Origin of the sequence: Phaeobacter sp. JH20_02, assembly GCF_048056915.1 — a bacterium.
In the GTDB taxonomy this organism is placed as follows: domain Bacteria; phylum Pseudomonadota; class Alphaproteobacteria; order Rhodobacterales; family Rhodobacteraceae; genus Phaeobacter; species Phaeobacter bryozoorum.
Window position 1 is genome coordinate 84,743 of record NZ_JAYMVP010000017.1, and the last position, 15,449, is coordinate 100,191.

Sequence of the window (15,449 nt, forward strand, 5' to 3'; positions counted from 1 at the left end):
TTGTCGTGCGGTCTGTGCTGTTGTCAGGGCAGCCACTTTTGCAGGGCGATGTGACACGGTATAAATCGATCATGACCACTTCAACGCTCCCATATTTTCCACTCAAGCGCGGACGCGTACATGAAGTCTGCGGTCCTGGCAGTTTTGGGTTTCTTGCAGCTTTGATGGCCCAGACCTGCGGACCCACGCTTTGGATACGTGAAAGCCACCGTCCAGAATATATCAACCCTATGGGGCTAGGTGAATTTGCAGATCCCTCTCAGATGCTGGTTGCAAATGTGACGCATCAGACCGATGGGCTTGCCAGTGCCGAGGAGGCGTTGCGGGAGCGCGCTGTCGCATTGGTCGCGATCGACATCAGCAAACCTCTCAGCCTTACTGCCGGGCGGCGTCTGCAACTCGCGGCGAAGACAGGAAACAGCACCGGGCTTTGCCTTATCCCTGAAGGGATGGGCAGCAATGCCGCCGAAAGCCGCTGGCGCTGTCGACCTCTATTTCATGCACAGGACTCGACTCATTTTCACTGGAGTCTTATTAAGAACAAATCGGGAACAGTTGGATCTTGGCATGTTCGATGGAATCGCACGTCGCGTCGTGTCGATATGGTTTCACCGGTTAGCGAGTGACCGGTTTCTTCGGCAGTACCCGCTGTCCGGCCCTTTTGCGCTGACCATCAAACACAGCAATGCAAATCGGCTGTATTGCCTCAATACGGAAGCCGCGCAGCAAGGCTTGCACCAGGGTATGTCCCACTCAGACGCCCGCGCATTTTGTCCAAAACTACAAACAGCCCCTGCGGATCTCTACCGGGATCAGCAATTCTTGCTGACCCTGCGCCGATGGGCCACCCGGTATTGCCCTTGGGTAGGGTTAGAAGGCCGGGACGGCCTCGTTCTTGATATCAGTGGCTCTTCTCACCTTTTTGGAGGAGAGGACAATATGTTGAGTGATATCCGCACAGGTCTGACACGGGCGGGCCTATCGGCACAGATCGGACTGGCCGACACACGCGGAGCAGCCTGGGCGCTGGCACATTTCGGCGAGGGACAGGCTGCACCAGGGGCTATGTTGCCAGCCCTTAAGGACCTTCCCGTTGCCGCTCTGCGGCTGGATGAGAAGACAACAACCGCTCTGATCAGATTGGGGCTGCGCAAAATCGGGGATCTTGCGACAACGCCCCGTGCCCCGCTGACACGCCGTTTTGGACCAAACGTAGTGATGAGGCTGGATCAGGCCTTAGGGCAGCAAGTTGAAGAAATCACACCTTTGGCCGCACCGCCCCATTACGGTGTCCGCATGACATTGCCAGAGCCTATCGGCCTGATAGATGATGTCATGGCTGGCACGAAAAGACTGCTGACACGACTCTGTGCAACCTTGAAAACCCATGAGATGGGCGCCCGTGTGTTTGTCGTAACACTGCGGCGAGTGGATCAGGGACACCAAGAAGTGGAATTGCGTCTGGCCCGCCCCTTGCGCGATCCACTCCGGATTCTCCCCCTGTTCGAAAAGGGACTGTCTGAAATTGACGCTGGCTTTGGCATAGATCAGCTGCGTCTCGAAGCGACACAGACCGAGGCTCTGCCCGCGCAGCAGATGACTCACGTTGCCACTGACAGCGACGACCGGCTGGACGATCTGATTACGCGGCTCGGGACACGGATCGGTCTTGAAAACATTCAGCGTTTTCTTCCCGCCGACAGCCATATTCCGGAACGTAGCTTCATTACATCACCTGCGGCCTATTCAACCGCCGCCAGCGGTTGGGTTTGCAGGAACCCACGCCCACTCTGCCTGTTTCACCCAGAACCGATTGCAGGGGGCGGATCTTATCCGCCGACCCATTTCCGCTGGCGACGCATGTCATTGACCACAGGCAGGGCCACCGGACCGGAGCGCATCACCCCCGAATGGTGGTTTGATGACGACAACTGGCGGTCTGGCTTGCGTGATTATTGGCGGGTGGAAACCACGCAGGGGCGACGGCTCTGGCTGTTTTATACGCCTCAGAACCCCGGCTGGTACGTTCAGGGGGAATTCGCATGATTGAGGTCAACCACAGGCATCGGCAGGTTGAGGTGTTTCAGAAAGATCTGCCGGATCGACGACTGCAAAAGCAAGATTATGCCGAACTGTGTGTCACCACAAATTTCACCTTTCTGACCGGGGCCTCCCATCCCGAAGAACTGGTTGCGCGAGCTGCCGAATTGGGACTGTCAGCGCTGGCAATAACAGATCACAACTCGCTTGCGGGGGTTGTCCGGGCCTGGAGTGCGCTAAAGGAGCTGACACGGGAAACACAGGATGCCTTGAAAATCCGGTCCCACCAGCGGATCGATTCCTCCTCTCGGCAAGAGATAGGCCACGCATCTGCCATTCCCAAGCCGATAGCACCGGTCCTTCCCAAGTTGATTGTCGGATGCCGTCTCATCTTGCAGGACAGCGCAGTGGATTGGCTGGCCCTACCATGCAACCGAACCGCCTATAGTAAGTTGGCAAGATTGCTCACCCTCGGGAAACGGCGTGCGGAAAAAGGTAAATGTATTCTCTACACTGAAGACGTCATCAATGCCTGCCAGGCCATGATCCTGATCGCCTTGCCAAAGGGATCATTGAACGATGCTGTCCTGGATATTCAACGAATGGGGCGGCAGTTTCCGCACCATGTCTTCTTGGGGGCCGCGCCGCGCTATGATGGAAGCGATCAGGCTTATCTCGCGGCCTGCGCCCAGACAGCGCAAAAAACATGCGCTCCAATGGTGGCGATCGGAGATGTCCTGATGCACCGTGCCAATCGCAGGCAGCTTGCTGATGTTTTGACCTGCATGCGCGAGAATATCACCATCGATGAGATCGGCACCCGCGCCTTGCCAAATGGAGAACGCCGGCTCAAAGCGGGCGCCGATATGGCACGTATATTTCGTGATCACCCTGCAGCGCTCCGCCGCACGTTGGAGATTGCCAATAGATGTAATTTTGATCTGGGTGAACTCTCCTATGAATACCCACATGAAGAGGCGGACGGTGAAACAGCACAGGCCCGTTTGGAACGCCTGGTTCAGGAAGGCTTGAAACGTCGCTACCCAGATGGTCCTCCGGACAGGGCAATTCAGCTGATGGAGAAAGAGCTTTCTGTTGTCAAAGAACTGGAGTTTTCAGCCTATTTTCTGACCGTTCATGACATCGTGCAATTTGCCAAATCCAAGGGGATCCTCTGCCAGGGACGCGGGTCTGCTGCCAATTCAATCCTTTGCTATCTCTTGGGCATTACGGATGTCAGCCCCGATATGATTGCGATGGTTTTTGAGCGTTTCGTGTCGAAGCATCGGGGAGAGCCACCGGATATCGACGTTGATTTCGAACACGAACGGCGTGAAGAAATCATCCAGTGGATTTACCAGAAATACGGTCGCCATCGTGCTGGGCTTTGCGCAACCGTCATCCACTTTCGCACGCGCGCTGCCATTCGCGAGGTCGGCAAGGTTATGGGCCTCAGCCAGGATGTAACTGCAGGCCTGTCCGGACAGATATGGGGCATGAGCAATGGCAATGTGGATCTGGATCGCATTCGTGAACTTGGGCTCAATCTAGAAGACCGCCGCCTGATGCAGACGATACAACGGATCGGCGAGATCATCGGCTTTCCACGTCATCTTTCTCAACATGTGGGCGGGTTTGTCATCACCAGTGGACGGCTGGACGAACTTGCCCCGATTGAGAATGCCGCAATGGAAGATCGTACCGTCATCTGCTGGGACAAGGATGATATTGATGCCCTGCGCATTCTGAAAGTAGATGTGCTGGGATTGGGTATGCTCACCTGCATTAAAAAAGCCTTTGCCTTGATGCAGCAACACGAGAACATAACGCACAGCATCGCAACCGTCCCCCAAAAAGATGAGGCAACCTACGATATGCTCTGTGCCGCAGATGCGGTGGGGGTCTTTCAGGTAGAAAGCCGGGCACAGATGAATTTTCTGCCCCGGATGCGGCCCCGCAAATTCTACGATCTGGTTATCGAAGTCGCGATCGTCCGCCCGGGTCCGATACAGGGAGATATGGTGAAACCTTATATTCGCAGGCGAAACGGTTTGGAAAACCCGGATCCCTTCGGACCTGCTCTGGAACAGGTAACCAAGCGCACAATGGGCGTGCCTCTGTTTCAGGAGCAGGCTTTGCAGATCGCTGTTGTCGGTGCGGGTTTTTCTGCAGAAGAAGCTGACCACCTGCGCCGTTCTCTTGCCTCCTTTAGGCGCATGGGAACAATTGGAAAGTATCGCGACAAATTCATCGCTGGAATGCTGAGGAACGGCTATAGCCAAGACATTGCCGAACGGTGCTTCGGACAGATAGAAGGCTTTGCGGACTATGGATTTCCCGAAAGCCACGCTGCAGCCTTTGCCATGCTGGCCTATGTCTCAGCTTGGCTGAAATGTCACCACCCGGCAATTTTTGCCTGTGCCTTGCTCAATTCTCAGCCGATGGGCTTTTATGCTCCAGCACAGATCATCCGGGATCTACGTGATCATGGTATCGAAGTCCGGCCGATCTGTGTAAACTGCTCCGAATGGGACAACACGCTTGAACGCCGCCCGGATGGAACATTGGCCCTGCGTCTAGGGTTTCGTCAGATCAAAGGTTTCAAGGAAGACGACGCAGGCTGGATCATTGCTGCGCGCGGAAACGGGTATATAGATCCTGAGCACCTCTGGCTGCGCGCGGGGCTTGCCCCTGCAGCCCTGGAGCGTCTGGCTGAGGCGGATGCCTTCTCGTCTATGGGGGTCCCGCGCCGAGAGGCGCTCTGGCAAGTAAAATCAATCCGAACTCCTGCACAGCTTCCGCTGTTCAACGATCAGTTCGACGGAGAAGCCATCACCGAGCCGGACGTCATGCTGCCGCGGATGCATCTGGGGGAAGAAGTCGTCGAAGACTATGTCTCAATGCGCCTGAGCTTACGCGCGCATCCGATGGAACTTCTGCGTCCGGCTCTACCCGGCCTGATCTGCCACGACCAGCTGATAACCGCGCCATTACAGCCAGTCTGCGTATGCGGCCTGGTCATTACGAGGCAACGACCGGGCACCGCTTCAGGCGTGACATTTCTGACCCTTGAGGATGAGACCGGCGTTTGCAATGTGGTGGTTTGGAACAGGATATACGAACGTTTTCGCCGCACTGTCATGGGGGGGAGATTGTTGCGCGTAACAGGCTACCTTCAACGAGAAGGTGCTGTGGTGCATGTCATCGCCCAGAATATCGAGGACGAATCTGCGAGGCTATCGGAGCTAGGCCACCCGCTAGACAGTGCAATTCAATCCGAGGGGCCACGTGCGGACGACACCCCGAAACGCACCCGCTATCCAGCCCGCGCAATGCATCCAAGGGATCAAGCCAAGAGGCTCTTTCCAAGCCGGGACTTTCATTGAACCGCAGTATCGCCTTTTCTACCACAACTCATGCGTTTCGGCTTTCCAACACCCTATCACTTTGCGACCAGCCGAGAGCGATCGACGTCAGTGCGCATCGAAGTACAAAAGGTATCTCGAAGTACATCGAGCATGACCCATCTGACGATTGGGACGCCGTGCAAGCGAAAGTAACAAGCGCGATGTCTTTGTCGCTTTTCACGGAGTTCAGTAACGATGACATCCAAGCGCGAGAGGAGCTATTCAAGAAGGAGAGTGACTCGGATTGAGTTTGCTCGCGAGGCGTGCGCACGACTAACGACGATCAAGAAGATGCAGGAGCGGCAGTTGGCACCCAGCTAGCCAGCAGATTGGTAGGAGCGTAGCGCATCTCAACTTAAATCATTGATTTATACTTATACAATGGTGCCCGGGGGCGGAATCGAACCACCGACACGAGGATTTTCAATCCACTGCTCTACCCCTGAGCTACCCGGGCACGGGAAGGCTTATCGCCTTGGGTGTGGGCCTTCTATGACGTGGGCGTGACCGTGTCCAGAGGCTTTTTCAAAGAAAATCGCTAATGTTTGGTTTCTCGGTGTTTTTCGACTTCTTCCAAAGCGTTTTCAATATCTTCCGGGTCCGCGCTCGGGGTCGCATAGGCGCCGTTGAACCACTTCGCAAGGTCAATATCCGCGCAGCGGCGTGAACAGAAGGGCCGATAATCGCTGGAGGTTTCTCCGTCACAGATCGGGCAACTCATGCAAGCACCTCCGCCAGCGGAATACGGCCTCGCTTACGTTGCAGTTCAAAGTGGCCAAGCGTGGTCCAGCCCACCAGAACGGTGTCTTCGCTGTCATTGCGAAAACTGGCCCGCAACGCGGTTTCAAAAGCGCGACGATCTTTCTTGGGCATAGGAGCCGGATCAATAACGATCTGCCCGCCGAGACCGCGCAACCGCAGCGCCCGGGCCAGGGATTTTGCGCAGGCCATATTGGCTTTCACGCCAGCTGCAAGCGATGTGTCGCTGCCGGTGTTTACGTCGACAGCGATCAGCGCGCGGGTCTGTTCGATAAAAAGAAAGGCACCCCCGCTGAGAGGTTCGCGAATGCCCCGAACCGTTTCCAGTGCATCCAATACGCCCAGACGTTCAAATCCACCGGGATCGCGCTCGATACCTGCCGGATCGGTCCAGTCACGCCATGCAAGAAGATGCGGGGTGTCCCCCTCCGCCAATACTTCTGGTCCGCTACCGGAATCCTCCATGACCTGGGAGGCCAGCGCCACCATGGCGAGGATATCTTCTTCAATCTCCTCCCCGTCAGCGCCATGACAGGCGGAGCGCAGGATCAGGCCATAGCCGTGATCCCCCATCGCATCGTGGGCGATTTCCAAAAGGCGGTCCCGCTCATCCTCGTCGCGGATCGAGCGGGAAATATTAAGGCCAGGAGCCTCAGGCGTGACGATCGCGTAGCGGCTCTTGAACAGGAGTTTTTGGGAGACTGGCAAGGCCTTGCCAGCTTCGGCGTATCCTGTCAGCTGCACCAGCAACTCCTGACCGGGCGCCAACCCCTTGACCTGACGCAAAAAAGCAGGCCCGTCCGGTGTGGTCAGGAACATTCCGCCCTGCCCCTTGACGGGGCGATCTGCTCGGGCCCGGTAAATCGTACCCGGTGTCGGTGCGTCGCTGTCAATCAGCAGATCCTCAAGCTGGCCATCCACCATGAGCGCCGCGGCCTCGCGACCATCGATATGGTCGAGCACAATTGTCCGTCCCTTCATGCTGCTGTCTCCTTACTCTGTGTCCAGCCTGCGCCGCGCAACAGGGCGGCGGTTTCGGCCAATGGCAGACCGACGATTCCAGTGAAGGATCCGTTGATCCAAGGGATCAACGCTCCTGCTGGGCCTTGAATTGCATAGGCGCCCGCCTTGCCCTGCCAATCACCGGTCGCAAGATAGGCATTCAGATCCTCATCCGAGAGGCGTTTCATCTTCACGGCACTGACAACATCACGCGCCCAAATGCGATCGCCGCGGCGCACCGCAACCGAGGTAATCACCTGATGACGACGTCCAGAAAGCGCCAGAAGAAATTCCGCAGCTTCCCCGGCATCGGACGGTTTGCCCAAGATCCTGCGCCCCAACGCTACTGTGGTGTCCGCACAGAGAACCACATCCTCTGGGTTGGCAACGAGCGCCTCGGCTTTCTGCCGGGCAATACGCGCGCAATAAAGACGCGGCAATTCTCCCCTCTTGGGTGTCTCATCTATATCGGGTGGGCAGACCGCATCCGGGGTGATTCCCAGCTGAGCCAGCAGTTCCAATCGACGCGGGCTGCCTGATCCCAGAATGAATGCCATGTCCGGACCTCTTGTTCGTGTTTCTAACCCGCGGGCGAAAGCCGCCAGGCACTTCAGACTTGTCTTACTGGCTCTGCCGGACCGGGGAAAGCCCAACCCAGCACGCTGCGAGCTGCACCCAAAACAAAAGCCCGGCTCGAAGGCCGGGCTTTGTTCATATGAGGGATCGCCACGCTTACTTGAAGCGGTAGTTGATCCGTCCCTTAGTCAGGTCGTATGGGGTCATTTCAACCTGTACCTTGTCGCCAGCCAGAACACGGATGCGGTTCTTGCGCATCTTGCCTGCCGTATGTGCGATGATCTCATGGCCGTTTTCCAGCTCGACCCGAAACGTCGCATTGGGCAGGAGTTCCTTCACGACACCGGGAAATTCGAGCGTATCTTCCTTGGCCATGTTATCTCCATAATTGCGGTTTCCCGCGAGTCTGCGGGACGTGCGCTTAAATGAGCGCTTTTTCCCAGATTTTCAAGGGCGCAATCACCGCAGCTGACATATTGTGACCGATTTCTCAGGTTCTGCCCTTTCGTCCCAATGCGTGCGGTTGCGTACAACGCCATTGCGGCGCACATGGGCAATCGCCTCAAGATCAATGTCGGCATAGGTCCAGCCCGGCTTGTTCAATATGCCCTCGGCCAAGACACCAGTCGCGGGGAAGCCGGTATCAGGCGGTCCAAATATGCCACCCGTTCCGGTATTCTGATCCACGGCCTCTGACCATTCCGCAGGGCCTACGATAGACGACATCACCGAGACGCACTGATTTTCGAGCGCGCGGGCCATGGCGCCGATGCGGACCCGCCAATAGCCCGCCAGTGCCTCCGTGCAGGACGGCACCAACAATAGATCCACATCTGCAAGCGCCCGTCCCAAAAGCGGAAATTCACTATCGTAGCAGATGAGGATGCCGATCTTGCCCAGTTCGGTGTCAAACACTTTGAGTGGGCCGCCACCGACCACCTCCCATGGATCACGCTCAAACATGGTCATGATCTGCTTGTCTTGAACGCCCTTCCTGCCGTTCGGGGCATATAGGGTCGCACGATTAACCGGACGATCCCGGCCATCAAATACGGGCGCCGATGCCCCAAGAATATGCACTCCGAATTGCGCGGCGAGACGCAGGTGCAAGGCATCGACTTCAGGCATCCGGCTGGAAACCGCATGTAGGGATTGTTCCAGATTTCCGGCAACCTCGGCACCATCGAGCGTGGACAGCTCCATCGCGCCATATTCGGGAAACACCAGCAGCTCTGCTCCCTGTTCAGCCGCTTCTTTTACCCAATGGGTGATTTTGGCATCATATTCGGACCAGTCATCAAACCAATCGAGCGGATAGGCAGCAGTGGCGATTTTCATAAGATTTTCCTGTCGTTTGACATCGAACGGCTGAGAAGAGCTGAGCTGCACGAGACCGCTCAGGTCAAGCTGCGTGACCAGAATTGAAGCGGTTTTCGGGTTTCCTCCACATCTCCCACGTCACGCCACGAAAAACGAGCCACCACACCCGGCATGGGGGAGTATCCACGTTTGTGCCAGAAACTGTGTAGATCATTGTACACCTCGGGCCTGGCGGGATGGTCGCCCGGACGTTGAACGCTGCAAAACGCGGATACGCAAAAGCCGAGATTTCGGGCATGGGCCTCCCGCATATCAAAGAAACTGCGCCCAAGCCCGCGCCCGCGATACTGTGGCAACAGCACGGATTCGGCGCAGTAGAAAACATCCGTCAGCGCCAAGCCGGTTCCGTCGAACGCAGCGGCAAAATCCTCGGCGTGATCCGCGAGAGGTGCGCCGGTCGAAGCACCAACAAGCGCCTCGCCATCCCATGCCCCAATTACGATAGACCGGTCGCTGTCCAGATAGCTTTGCAGATAACTGCGTTCGTAGGCCAAATCGCCATCATAGAGATAAGGCCAATCGCGAAAGACAGCTATGCGAAGGCGGGCGATGTCATCAATCGCTTCAGCCAAGGCCGCGCCACGCAAAACCTCCAATTGAAGGTCCATCAGCCAGAGACCTGCGCCGTCCAATCCGCCAGGTTGTAATATGTCGTCACGCGGATGATCTTGCCGTCCTTCAGATCGAAGAACGACCCGGCGGGAAGGCGGTAGCTTTGCCGATGCGCTTCGGGCAGACCTGCATCGGTTTCGAGGTAGACGCCGTTCACGATGTATTCGGCAGCCGCCCGGGTACCGTCTTCATTATCGAAAATCACCATATCGGTGAGGTTTTCGTCGTAGCAGCGGCTCATATGGGCGCAAAACTCGGCAAACAACGCCTTACCGGTGCGGATTTTGCCTTCGTTCACGTGGTGGGCCACGTCATCGGAAAGACACGACAGCATGGCTTCGGTATCTTTGGCGTTGAATGCTTCAAAATATCGGGTGACGGTGCGGTTCATTTTGTCTCCAACGGGTTGCCCCAGCGCTCAGTCAGGCGCTGGATGATCTGGGATCGGGTTTGCCTGTAGCTGTCTAGCTTGGCATCCCGGGTTTCCCCCAGTCCAGTTGGGTCCATAATTGGCCAATATTCGACATCGAGGTGAAAAAACCGGGTGAGTTCCAGGGCCCGTCTCTGGCTGGCAGGCGACAAAGCCACGACTAGATCAAAAGACGACAGGTCGTCGCCCCATTGCTCCATTTCGTCAAACGACCGCGAGCGATGACGCGACAATTCAACGCCGATCTCCTGGCAGACCGCGATGCAGAAACCGTCGATTTCCATATCATTCTTGACACCGACCGACTGCACATAGGTGCCAGAGCCATAAAATTGCTTCATGATCCCCTCGGCCATAGGGGAACGGACCGCGTTGTGGTCACAGCAGAACAAAATCGACTGTGGCAACTCGCTCACGCTTCAGCCCCCAAAATGCAGAACGCAAATCAGCGTGAAGAGGCGGCGCGCCGTATCCGTATCAATCTCGGCCTTCCCTTCCAGACGTTCCTGAAGAACGCGGCTGCCTTCGTTATGGATACCTCGGCGGGCCATGTCGATCGTCTCGATCTGACTGGGCGGCAGGGTCTTAACAGCTGTGAAATAGCTCTCGCAGATCTGATAGTAATCTTTGACGACCTGACGGAACGGCGACAGTGACAGATGGAATTCCGCCGCTTTCTCCCCGGCTTCGGACGCCACATCAAACACCAACCGCTTATCCCGGATCGCAAGACCTAGATGATAGGGACCTTCTGGCACCTCGCGCTCGCCGCGCGCAGGCAGGGCAAAGCTGTTGTCCTCGATCAGGTCGAAAATGGCGACTCGTCGCTCCTGCTCAATCTCGGGCGTCGGCGGCGGCAAGTTACTGTCATCAAGGTCAATTTGGCTGATGCGGCTCATGGGTCAGATCTCTGTGCGCGGGTCATACAGATAACTGACTAGCCGATGGCCGCAGCAACAGCAATCCGGGGGGCACGATGTGCAGCAAGGATGTGTCTCTTGGGACAGTCTCGCATCTGAAGGCCGCCCCGCAATTCGTCACGGCCTTCGCCGTTGCATTACCGATTCAACCGATCCAGCCGGGCGCGGATAGACAGACCATGGGCCTGCAGGCTTTCGCTTTTCGCAAGTGTCTCGGCCGCAGGTCCGATAGCCCGCAGCGCCTCAGGCGTGATCTCACTCAGCGTCGTGCGCTTCAGAAAATCCATGACTGACAGGCCAGATGAGAACCGTGCAGATCGCGCCGTTGGCAACACGTGGTTCGGTCCACCGATATAATCACCGATGGCTTCGGGCGTATATTGGCCAAGGAAGATCGCCCCGGCATGAATGGTCTTTTCGCTGAGCGCGCGCGGATCAGCAACACAGAGTTCAAGATGCTCGGGCGCGATGCGGTTCGAAAGCCGCGCTGCCTCCGCAAGATCCGGCACGGTAATCACGGCACCATAGTCGCGCCAGCTGGGGCCAGCGATGGCGGCACGCTCCAACGTCTTCAATCGTTGCTCGACCGCTTCCGCCACGGCCCGCCCAAATCCTTCGTCATCGGTGATCAGGATCGACTGCGCACTTTCGTCATGCTCAGCCTGACTCAGCAGATCCAGCGCGATCCAGTCTGGGTCGTTGTCCTTGTCCGCAATCACCAGGATCTCGGACGGCCCTGCAATCATGTCGATGCCTACCTTCCCGAAAACGCGCCGTTTTGCCGCAGCAACAAATGCGTTTCCGGGGCCGGTGATTTTGTCGACAGGGGCGATGCTCTCGGTTCCATAGGCAAGGGCCGCAATCGCCTGCGCACCACCGATACGGTAGATTTCATCGACGCCCGCCAACCGCGCCGCCAGCAGAACCAAAGGGTTGATCTGCCCATCCGGCGTCGGAACCACAACCGCGAGCCGTTCAACACCGGCAACCTTCGCCGGAACCGCATTCATCAGCACAGAGGACGGATAACTCGCCAGCCCCCCCGGCACATAAAGACCTGCGGCCGATACCGCCGACCAGCGCCACCCCAATGACGCGCCAGTATCATCCTGCCACGCATCATCCGCAGGCATCTGCCGTGCGTGATAGGCGCGAATTCGATCGACCGCCAGCTCAAGCGCTGCACGTTCCTCGCCAGAGACCGCCTGCACAGCCGCGTCAATTTCGGCATCAGAGATTCGCAGCTGATCGGCTGTCAGCTGCAACCGGTCGAATTTTGCGGTCAGCTCAATCAGCGCGGCATCGCCACGGGCGCGGACATCTGCGATAATATCGGCAACCACAGCATCCACATCGGGACTGTCTTCACGTTTCGCGCCCAGAAGCGCGGTAAAGGCCTTTTCGAAATCAGCGTCGGACGCGTTTAGAAAAACGGGCATCATGGCTCTCCTTTGCGCCTGCAATATAGCCCCCAGCCCTCAGTCTCAAGATGATTGCTTGCGTTGATGTCAGCGCAGCACCCGCCGCGCCAGTTGCGATATCATGTCCGGCGGCAGAGTATCATCCAGCGGACATAGCATCAGCACATCATGTCGGGGCTCACTTCCCAACATCACCGAACGGGGGCGAAGACCGAATGGGCGAAAACCGGCCTGCTGATAGAGCCTTTGCGCTTTCTTGTTTTCCTGATCCACGCAAAGCTCGACCTGGGTCAATCCAATCTCGCGCGTGTGACCCAGAATTTGCGTCAATAGGGCTCGGGCCATCCCCTGACCTTGATAGGCACGTGAGATATAGAAAGGCCCCAGATCGGCGGTATGGGAAATGCGTGACAATCCCCCCTGCCGTAGCACGGCAAAACCCACCAACCGTTCCTCGGCAAACGCGCCCCAATAGGCGCCGCTCTCGAAGCCGCTGATCAGAGCCGCATCCGGAATGCTGTCGGCTTCTTCCACGGTCATCAGAAATGACGCAGGAAACTCTGTCAGCCCCTCGCGCCACAGGGCACGAAGATCCGCAAGATCAGCCTTGACCAGTCGGCGCAACATCATGTCTCGTGCTGCGGTGCCCGACCCGACGGCGCCTGATAGGGACGCGTCACATCGCGCAAGGTCACCTCGATCGCCTCGACAGCCAGACGGATGGCCCCATCACCGGCAAGCGTCAGGACAATATGCCCGTCACCGTCGGTGCCAGGCTCAAAACTCAGCGATAGGAGAGACAGGATAAGATCGCGCTCTTTGCGATCCACCCCTTGCGACGCCACAGACAGCACCTGATCGACCACCAGTACACTCTGCACCCGTTCATAAGGGCGCCCGCGCCTTTCAGCGGCGTCCTTGTCCTCCCAGCGGAACCGGTTCAGCAGCAGGGCAAAACGCCGTTCGGTCGGGCGCCAGCTGATTTCCGTCACCGGAAACACCGCATCCTGTGCGAGCGAGGCGATGACCTGCAGATCGTCGGGACCCAGGGCACCAAGATTCAGCGGCGCTTCGCGCCCATCGTCGAAACTGGCATCTGACATCACTGCTCCTGGATCCGTTCGATCTTGGCACCGACCGACGACAACTTCCGCACCACATGCTCGTAGCCGCGGTCCAGATGATAGACCCGACTAACCTTGGTTTCACCCTCTGCCGCGAGGCCGGCAAGGATCAGGGAAACCGAGGCACGCAGATCGGTGGCCATCACCGGTGCTCCTTTCAGTTTTTCGACGCCGGTCACGGTAGCATGGCCACCATGCACGTCGATCTTCGCGCCCATGCGCATCAGCTCCGGCGCATGCATAAACCTGTTCTCAAAGATCTTCTCTTCCAGAACGCTGGTTCCCTCGGCCGTGCACATCAGGGCCATCATCTGCGCCTGAAGATCGGTCGGAAAACCGGGGAACGGTTCGGTCACGACATCCACGGCCTGAACGCGGTTACTGCCGCGGCGCACGGTCAGGCTGTTCTCATTCTCGGTGATCTCGACGCCGGCGGCCTCCAACTTATCACAGAACGCCTCGATCAAGGACCGTTTTCCGCCGAGCAGCTCAACCTCACCACCGCAGATCGCTGGCGCCAGCATATAGGTGCCCAGCTCGATCCGGTCGGTAACAACCGGATGGGTGGCGCCGTGCAGACGATCCACGCCCTGAATTGTGATCGTCGAGGTGCCTTCACCTTCGATCTGAGCACCCATCTTGCGCAAGCACTGCGCCAGGTCGACGATTTCAGGCTCCCGCGCCGCGTTGTTGATCACGGTGGTGCCTTTGGCCAAAGTCGCGGCCATCAGGGCATTTTCGGTCGCGCCGACTGAAACCAAGGGGAAATCGATAGTGCCACCTTTCAAGCCGCCCATCGGCGCCTTGGCATGGACGTAACCGTCTTTCAGTTCCAGCTCTGCCCCTAGCGCTTCCAGCGCTTTCAGGTGCAGATCTACCGGACGCGCCCCAATGGCACAGCCACCAGGCAGCGAGACAACCGCATGACCATCGCGTGCCAACATTGGCCCCAGAACCAGAATCGACGCCCGCATTTTACGCACGATATCGTAGTCTGCGGTATGATTGTTGATGTCATGGCTGGACATCGCCAGCACTTGGCCATCCTGCAGCGTCGACACCTCGGCTCCCAGCGACTGCAACAAGGTCGTCATGGTGCGAATATCCGAAAGTCGCGGCGCATTTGTCAGCGTCAGCGGCTCCTCGCTCAGCATGGTTGCCGGCATCAGCGTGAGACAGGCGTTTTTTGCACCCGCGATGGGAATCTGCCCCTTGAGCGGGCCATTCCCGGTCACCAAAATCGAATCCATCTGCCCTTACTCCTTGGAACTGCCTGTTGAGAGGTCGTCGGCCCTGCGTTCGATACTGTCGTCTTTTACCGCACGCGCCTTGGCCTGAGCCTTCCGACGGCCCATATTCGCCTTCAATGCGGCCTTCAACCGGTCTTCGCGTGTGGGCGCTGACCCGCCGCTTTTTACTGTTTTCTTCTCTGCCATAGATCTTCTGTACCGGAGTGTGAAAAAACCGTCCAGAATGCTCTTGCACCCCACTTCGTTTATGCCTAAAAGCCCCCTCACCGGCGCTGCTGTAGCTCAGAGGTAGAGCACTCCCTTGGTAAGGGAGAGGTCGAGAGTTCGATTCTCTCCAGCAGCACCAGTTTCCAGAACATCGCAAGTTTATATGCTTAACAGCATATCTGAAGCCGCCATTCTCGGCCGCTACCCCCTCCGTATGCAGGGATCCTTCGCGATTGCAGAGCTTCTCCCACAGATTGTCCGCCGACAGCCCACCGATCGAGCACAACGCCCCTCGAGACCGAATCGATCCTGAGCATTCGA

The 15,449-nt window shown here is 57.5% G+C and carries 17 protein-coding genes and 2 tRNA genes; 4 read left to right on the plus strand and 15 right to left on the minus strand.

Going from position 1 to position 15,449, the window contains the following annotated elements; translation table 11 throughout:
- The first annotated feature begins 71 nt into the window (after positions 1-71).
- Genes VWY34_RS04665 through VWY34_RS04675 form a run of 3 tightly spaced genes read left to right on the plus strand, consistent with a single transcriptional unit; the run spans position 72 to position 5,426 of the window.
- Positions 72-626 (plus strand): ImuA family protein, encoded by a 555-nt coding sequence (locus tag VWY34_RS04665; RefSeq protein ID WP_340546480.1) that lies wholly within the window; start codon positions 72-74, stop codon positions 624-626.
- Positions 568-2,046, plus strand: coding sequence for a Y-family DNA polymerase (locus VWY34_RS04670; RefSeq protein ID WP_416544513.1), 1,479 nt, complete (start codon positions 568-570; stop codon positions 2,044-2,046). The genes VWY34_RS04665 and VWY34_RS04670 overlap by 59 nt, the downstream gene beginning before the upstream one ends.
- Complete coding sequence (locus tag VWY34_RS04675; RefSeq protein ID WP_416544514.1) at positions 2,043-5,426, plus strand: error-prone DNA polymerase; 3,384 nt, start codon at positions 2,043-2,045, stop codon at positions 5,424-5,426. The genes VWY34_RS04670 and VWY34_RS04675 overlap by 4 nt, the downstream gene beginning before the upstream one ends.
- Positions 5,427-5,829: 403 nt before the next feature.
- Here the strand turns inward: VWY34_RS04675 and VWY34_RS04680 are convergent.
- From VWY34_RS04680 to VWY34_RS04750, 15 genes are all read right to left on the minus strand, one after another.
- Positions 5,830-5,904, minus strand: a tRNA-Phe gene (locus tag VWY34_RS04680).
- An 81-nt stretch (positions 5,905-5,985) separates the two neighbouring features.
- A complete protein-coding gene (locus VWY34_RS04685; protein ID WP_340546477.1) occupies positions 5,986-6,168 on the minus strand; it encodes a DNA gyrase inhibitor YacG in 183 nt (60 codons plus the stop codon).
- Positions 6,165-7,187 carry a ribonuclease E/G gene (locus VWY34_RS04690; RefSeq protein ID WP_416544522.1) on the minus strand — a complete coding sequence of 341 codons (1,023 nt, stop codon included), beginning with the start codon at positions 7,185-7,187 and terminating at the stop codon, positions 6,165-6,167. The genes VWY34_RS04685 and VWY34_RS04690 overlap by 4 nt, the downstream gene beginning before the upstream one ends.
- Positions 7,184-7,765, minus strand: coding sequence for a Maf family protein (locus VWY34_RS04695; RefSeq protein ID WP_416544523.1), 582 nt, complete (start codon positions 7,763-7,765; stop codon positions 7,184-7,186). Before VWY34_RS04695 ends, VWY34_RS04690 begins: the two co-directional genes overlap by 4 nt.
- A gap of 175 nt (positions 7,766-7,940) precedes the next feature.
- The gene (infA, locus tag VWY34_RS04700) at positions 7,941-8,159 is read right to left on the minus strand and encodes a translation initiation factor IF-1 (protein ID WP_005978431.1); all 219 of its coding nucleotides are present in this window, start codon (positions 8,157-8,159) and stop codon (positions 7,941-7,943) included.
- A gap of 84 nt (positions 8,160-8,243) precedes the next feature.
- Positions 8,244-9,122: a carbon-nitrogen hydrolase family protein gene (locus VWY34_RS04705; protein WP_416544524.1), complete on the minus strand. Its 879-nt coding sequence runs from the start codon at positions 9,120-9,122 to the stop codon at positions 8,244-8,246.
- A gap of 59 nt (positions 9,123-9,181) precedes the next feature.
- Complete coding sequence (locus VWY34_RS04710; protein WP_416544525.1) at positions 9,182-9,772, minus strand: GNAT family N-acetyltransferase; 591 nt, start codon at positions 9,770-9,772, stop codon at positions 9,182-9,184.
- Positions 9,772-10,167, minus strand: a complete 396-nt coding sequence (locus VWY34_RS04715) for a ketosteroid isomerase-related protein (RefSeq protein WP_340546472.1) — start codon at positions 10,165-10,167, stop codon at positions 9,772-9,774. Before VWY34_RS04715 ends, VWY34_RS04710 begins: the two co-directional genes overlap by 1 nt.
- The gene (locus VWY34_RS04720) at positions 10,164-10,622 is read right to left on the minus strand and encodes a low molecular weight phosphatase family protein (protein WP_340546471.1); all 459 of its coding nucleotides are present in this window, start codon (positions 10,620-10,622) and stop codon (positions 10,164-10,166) included. The genes VWY34_RS04715 and VWY34_RS04720 overlap by 4 nt, the downstream gene beginning before the upstream one ends.
- A gap of 3 nt (positions 10,623-10,625) precedes the next feature.
- Complete coding sequence (locus VWY34_RS04725; RefSeq protein WP_340546470.1) at positions 10,626-11,105, minus strand: UPF0262 family protein; 480 nt, start codon at positions 11,103-11,105, stop codon at positions 10,626-10,628.
- A gap of 158 nt (positions 11,106-11,263) precedes the next feature.
- Positions 11,264-12,565 carry a histidinol dehydrogenase gene (gene hisD, locus VWY34_RS04730; RefSeq protein WP_416538302.1) on the minus strand — a complete coding sequence of 434 codons (1,302 nt, stop codon included), beginning with the start codon at positions 12,563-12,565 and terminating at the stop codon, positions 11,264-11,266.
- A gap of 69 nt (positions 12,566-12,634) precedes the next feature.
- Positions 12,635-13,177, minus strand: coding sequence for a GNAT family N-acetyltransferase (locus VWY34_RS04735; protein ID WP_416544526.1), 543 nt, complete (start codon positions 13,175-13,177; stop codon positions 12,635-12,637).
- Positions 13,174-13,650 (minus strand): DUF2948 family protein, encoded by a 477-nt coding sequence (locus VWY34_RS04740; RefSeq protein WP_416540874.1) that lies wholly within the window; start codon positions 13,648-13,650, stop codon positions 13,174-13,176. Before VWY34_RS04740 ends, VWY34_RS04735 begins: the two co-directional genes overlap by 4 nt.
- Positions 13,650-14,921: a UDP-N-acetylglucosamine 1-carboxyvinyltransferase gene (gene murA, locus VWY34_RS04745; protein ID WP_340546466.1), complete on the minus strand. Its 1,272-nt coding sequence runs from the start codon at positions 14,919-14,921 to the stop codon at positions 13,650-13,652. The genes VWY34_RS04740 and murA overlap by 1 nt, the downstream gene beginning before the upstream one ends.
- A 6-nt stretch (positions 14,922-14,927) precedes the next feature.
- Positions 14,928-15,107, minus strand: coding sequence for a hypothetical protein (locus tag VWY34_RS04750; RefSeq protein WP_340546465.1), 180 nt, complete (start codon positions 15,105-15,107; stop codon positions 14,928-14,930).
- 85 nt (positions 15,108-15,192) lie between these two features.
- Between VWY34_RS04750 and VWY34_RS04755 the strand changes: the two genes are divergently transcribed.
- Positions 15,193-15,267: transfer RNA gene (locus VWY34_RS04755), tRNA-Thr, on the plus strand.
- Positions 15,268-15,449 lie beyond the last annotated feature (182 nt).

Excerpts from the sequence above, each read along its gene's own strand:
- VWY34_RS04715 (WP_340546472.1), bottom strand. The coding sequence starts at position 10,167 with ATGAACCGCACCGTCACCCGATATTTTGAAGCATTCAACGCCAAAGAT.
- VWY34_RS04750 (WP_340546465.1), bottom strand. The coding sequence starts at position 15,107 with ATGGCAGAGAAGAAAACAGTAAAAAGCGGCGGGTCAGCGCCCACACGC.
- VWY34_RS04710 (WP_416544525.1), bottom strand. The coding sequence starts at position 9,772 with ATGGACCTTCAATTGGAGGTTTTGCGTGGCGCGGCCTTGGCTGAAGCG.
- VWY34_RS04740 (WP_416540874.1), bottom strand. The coding sequence starts at position 13,650 with ATGTCAGATGCCAGTTTCGACGATGGGCGCGAAGCGCCGCTGAATCTT.
- VWY34_RS04725 (WP_340546470.1), bottom strand. The coding sequence starts at position 11,105 with ATGAGCCGCATCAGCCAAATTGACCTTGATGACAGTAACTTGCCGCCG.
- VWY34_RS04705 (WP_416544524.1), bottom strand. The coding sequence starts at position 9,122 with ATGAAAATCGCCACTGCTGCCTATCCGCTCGATTGGTTTGATGACTGG.
- VWY34_RS04670 (WP_416544513.1), top strand. The coding sequence starts at position 568 with ATGTTCGATGGAATCGCACGTCGCGTCGTGTCGATATGGTTTCACCGG.
- infA (WP_005978431.1), bottom strand. The coding sequence starts at position 8,159 with ATGGCCAAGGAAGATACGCTCGAATTTCCCGGTGTCGTGAAGGAACTC.
- VWY34_RS04675 (WP_416544514.1), top strand. The coding sequence starts at position 2,043 with ATGATTGAGGTCAACCACAGGCATCGGCAGGTTGAGGTGTTTCAGAAA.
- murA (WP_340546466.1), bottom strand. The coding sequence starts at position 14,921 with ATGGATTCGATTTTGGTGACCGGGAATGGCCCGCTCAAGGGGCAGATT.
- VWY34_RS04665 (WP_340546480.1), top strand. The coding sequence starts at position 72 with ATGACCACTTCAACGCTCCCATATTTTCCACTCAAGCGCGGACGCGTA.
- VWY34_RS04685 (WP_340546477.1), bottom strand. The coding sequence starts at position 6,168 with ATGAGTTGCCCGATCTGTGACGGAGAAACCTCCAGCGATTATCGGCCC.
- VWY34_RS04690 (WP_416544522.1), bottom strand. The coding sequence starts at position 7,187 with ATGAAGGGACGGACAATTGTGCTCGACCATATCGATGGTCGCGAGGCC.
- VWY34_RS04695 (WP_416544523.1), bottom strand. The coding sequence starts at position 7,765 with ATGGCATTCATTCTGGGATCAGGCAGCCCGCGTCGATTGGAACTGCTG.
- VWY34_RS04735 (WP_416544526.1), bottom strand. The coding sequence starts at position 13,177 with ATGATGTTGCGCCGACTGGTCAAGGCTGATCTTGCGGATCTTCGTGCC.
- hisD (WP_416538302.1), bottom strand. The coding sequence starts at position 12,565 with ATGCCCGTTTTTCTAAACGCGTCCGACGCTGATTTCGAAAAGGCCTTT.